Below are 3,505 nucleotides of genomic sequence, written 5' to 3'. Positions count from 1 at the left end.
CGACGAGTCCGCCCCCCGCGCCCCCACGGCCTCGCGGCTGCTCAAGGAGCAGGGCATCCTTACCGAGGCCGAGAATCAGTTTGCGCAATTCGGCTTTGAGGGCGCATCGCTGGAGAGCATTGCCGCCGCCATCGGCATCAGCCGCCACAACCTGCTGTATTACTTCCCGAGCAAGGAGGCGCTGTACCAGCGGGTGCTGGACGATGTGCTCACCCAGTGGCTGGCGGGCATGGAAGACCTGTCGCACAGCGATGACCCCCAGCAGGCGCTTCGGCGCTACATCCGCGCCAAGCTGCACTATTCGCGCACCCGCCCCCAGGGCGCTAAGGTGTTCACCAAAGAGGTGATTGCAGGTGCACCACGGTATGGCACGGCCATCACCGAACGCGTGGCGCCGCTGCTCAAGACCGAGGTGCGCACCTTCGAGCGCTGGGCGCGCGAGGGCCGCATTGCCAAGGTCAACTTCACGCACCTGATGTTCATCATCTGGTCGGTCACCCAGGCGTATGCGGAGCAGGAAGCCCAGTTCGCCCTGCTGCTGGGCAAGCCCTCCCTGACCGAGCGCGACTACGAAAAGGCCGAGGAACTGATCGTGCGCATGGTGCTGAGCGCGCTGGCGCCCGATGCGGTGGTCTAAGCCAGCAAGGCGCACCAAACGCTATATAAAAGATAGCTGCCAGCACAATCAACATATGCGCTTGAGGCCAATTTCTTCACTTATTGGTGTCAAGCACCCAATGTTTTCAGCCGCCGGTACAGCGATCGCTCGCTGATGCCCAGCCGCCGCGCCAGGGCTAAACGGCTGCCCTGGTGGGCAGCCACCGCCTGGCGCAGGGCCTCGTCGTCGGGCAAGGGGCGGCGGCGTGGCAGCCCCGCTAACGCAACCGATACAGGCAGCACCCCTGCGCCCTGAGCCACCGCACCCGCGAGCGGGGGCAGACCACAGGCAAGCGCTTGCTGCACATGCTCCGCGCCGATGCTGTCGCCATCGCACAGCAAGGCGGTGCGCTCCAGCAGGTTGCGCAATTCCCGCACATTGCCGGGGTACGGCTGCGCCTCCAGCAAGGCCAGCGCAGCGCCAGACAACTGCAGCGCACGGGGCGGGGGCGCCACGCGCTCCAGCAGCGCGCGTGCCAGCAAAGCGGTGTCCCCCTGGCGTTCGCGCAGCGGTGGCAGGTGGATGGGGAAGGTGCTCAGGCGGTAATACAGGTCTTCGCGAAAGTGCCCTGCGGCCACCATGTGCCGCAGGTTGCGGTGCGTGGCAGACACCACGCGCAGGTCGGCATGCCGCAGCTCGGTGCTGCCCACGCGGCGGTAGGTGCCGGTCTCCAGCAGGCGCAGCAGCTTGACCTGCAGCGGCAGCGGGATGTCGCCCACTTCGTCCAGAAACAGCGTGCCACCGTCTGCCGCTTCCACCAGCCCCGGCCGGGCCTGGGCCGCGCCGGTGAACGCCCCTTTCTCATGCCCGAACAGCTCGGACTCGAACAGCGCCTCGGGCATGCTGGAGCAGTCCACGGGCACCAGCGCACGCCGCGCGCGCAGGCTGCCCTGGTGCACGGCATGGGCCACCAGCTCCTTACCCGTGCCCGACTCGCCCAGCAGCAACACCGCAGCCCGCGAAGGCGCCACCCGCGCCACCAGCCCTAGCATCTTCTGGAACGCGGGCGAACGCCCAATGAGCCCCTGCGCGGACGGCACCGGCTGCGCCGCCACCGGCAAAGGCACCATCTTTTCCACAAAAAATCCCGTTTTGCCCTCCGCGCCGCCAGCCGTACCGAACAGGCGGCGATAGGCGCCATTGGCCGCCAGGATGCGATAGCGGTCGTACACCAGGATGTGCGGATCTGGCAGGCCTTCCAGAAAGGACACCAGTTCTGCGGGTGGTGCGGGGAGGTGGGGCATGGAAAAACCTTCGTACATGCAAGGGCCCTGACGGTGCACCGGTTTCGGCAGCGGGCCTTTGATCTATGCCATGCGGACTGCAATGGATGGCAGTTGGCAGCCGGCTTGGCAGACAGGGTGGCAGTGAATCCGGCCGCTGCCGGGCCTGCGGCGCACCTGCCAACCCGACACCGCGCGCGCAATCCATTGAATTCACGGGCTTTTCATGCAGCACGCGCCATGGCACGCAGGTCTTGCGGGCGATGGCACGCGGTTTGCGGTAAGCCATAGCCGTCCGCAGCGATGCGGGCGGTGGCTGTCACCCCGGCGAGAACCTTTTCTGTACCACAGCCCGTCCCGTCCTCCTTCTCAGAAAGCCCCCATGGCCCTCCACCCCGCTACAACGAATGGCTCCCTTCCAGGCACAGAGGGCGATCCCGCTGCAGAGCGTCGGCAGCTGGTGCTGCTGACGGCGGCCACAGGCTGCGTGGCGGCGGCAGGGGTCGCCGTGCCCCTGGTGTCCAGCCTGGCCCCCAGCGAGCGCGCGCGGGCCATGGGCGCCGGCGTGGAGGTAGACATCAGCGACCTGCCGCCCGGCGGCGTAAAGACGGTGGAATGGCGCGGCAAGCCCGTGTGGATCATGCGGCGTACGCCCGAGATGCTGGCCGCCCTGCCCCAGCAAGACGCCGCACTGGCCGATCCCGCCTCGCGCAAGGACCAGCAACCCGAGTACGCCCGCAACCCGCAACGCTCCATCCGACCCGAGGTGTTTGTCACAGTGGGCATATGCACCCACCTTGGCTGCTCCCCCACCGCCGTGCCCGCAGGCACCACCAACCCCAGCGTGGGCGACCAGTGGCAGGGCGGCTTCTTTTGTCCATGCCACGGCTCCACCTTCGACCTGGCGGGCCGCGTCTTCAAGAACAAGCCCGCGCCCACCAACCTGGAGGTACCGCCGCACCGCTACGTGTCCGGCACCCGGCTGCTCATCGGGGACGACGCAGCCTAAGCGATAGGCGGCGGCCTGGGGCGGCACATTCCCGGTTCAGCTTCGCGTCACACCTGCTTCTGTTGCCACAGCACATCCAGCACATGCTGGGTGGCGCGCTCCACCGGGCCCGTGCGGTGGGCGATGCCCAGGGGCCGCCACAGCCGGGGCTGCACCGGCAGCATGCGAATGCGCGGGTCCAGCGGCGTGGCGGTGGATGCCTCGTTTGGCAGCAGCGTGGCCCCGTAGCCGGCGGCCACCAGGCTCTTGATGGCATCGTTGTAGTTGAGTTGGATGCGCGCCTTGGGCAGCTCGCCCGCCAAGGCCAGCCAATCGTTCGTCAGGCGTGACAGGCTGGTGCCGTCATCGTTCAGGATCAACGGCTGACCCGCCAGCCACTGGGGCGTGACCCTGCGGGGCGCCGCCCAGGCCGAGGGGACGAACGCCATCACGGGGTCGCGCCGCCACGGCATCACCGTCACCCCGCGCACCGAGGCCATGGGCAAGGCCACCAGGCCCACATCCAATGCCCCCAGCGCCAACCGCGACACAGTCTCCTGCGACGTGAGCACCAGCACCTGCACATCGATGCCGGGGTGGTACTGGCCCAGCACTTCCAGCGCCTGGGGCAGCAGG

General features: G+C 68.0%; 4 protein-coding genes. 2 read left to right on the top strand and 2 right to left on the bottom strand.

Features of this window, described 5'->3' with window-relative positions:
- Positions 1-637, top strand: a 637-nt coding sequence (locus tag DBR23_RS06910; RefSeq protein WP_108497745.1) for a TetR/AcrR family transcriptional regulator, incomplete at its 5' end; no start/stop codon positions are given.
- An 89-nt stretch (positions 638-726) separates the two neighbouring features.
- Here the strand turns inward: DBR23_RS06910 and DBR23_RS06905 are convergent.
- Complete coding sequence (locus DBR23_RS06905; RefSeq protein ID WP_108497746.1) at positions 727-1,902, bottom strand: sigma-54-dependent Fis family transcriptional regulator; 1,176 nt, start codon at positions 1,900-1,902, stop codon at positions 727-729.
- 361 nt (positions 1,903-2,263) lie between these two features.
- On the opposite strand from DBR23_RS06905, the gene petA reads away from it, so the two are divergent.
- Positions 2,264-2,890: a ubiquinol-cytochrome c reductase iron-sulfur subunit gene (gene petA / locus DBR23_RS06900; protein ID WP_108497744.1), complete on the top strand. Its 627-nt coding sequence runs from the start codon at positions 2,264-2,266 to the stop codon at positions 2,888-2,890.
- Between the two features lie 47 nt (positions 2,891-2,937).
- Here the strand turns inward: petA and DBR23_RS06895 are convergent.
- On the bottom strand, positions 2,938-3,505 hold a 568-nt coding region (locus DBR23_RS06895; protein WP_146191261.1), incomplete at its 5' end, for a LysR family transcriptional regulator substrate-binding protein.

Origin of the sequence: Acidovorax sp. HMWF018 (genome assembly GCF_003061035.1) — a bacterium.
Taxonomy (GTDB): Bacteria; Pseudomonadota; Gammaproteobacteria; order Burkholderiales; family Burkholderiaceae_C; genus Acidovorax; species Acidovorax delafieldii.
Note: the sequence above shows the minus strand (reverse complement) of the source record. Positions and strands in the feature narration are given on the sequence as shown.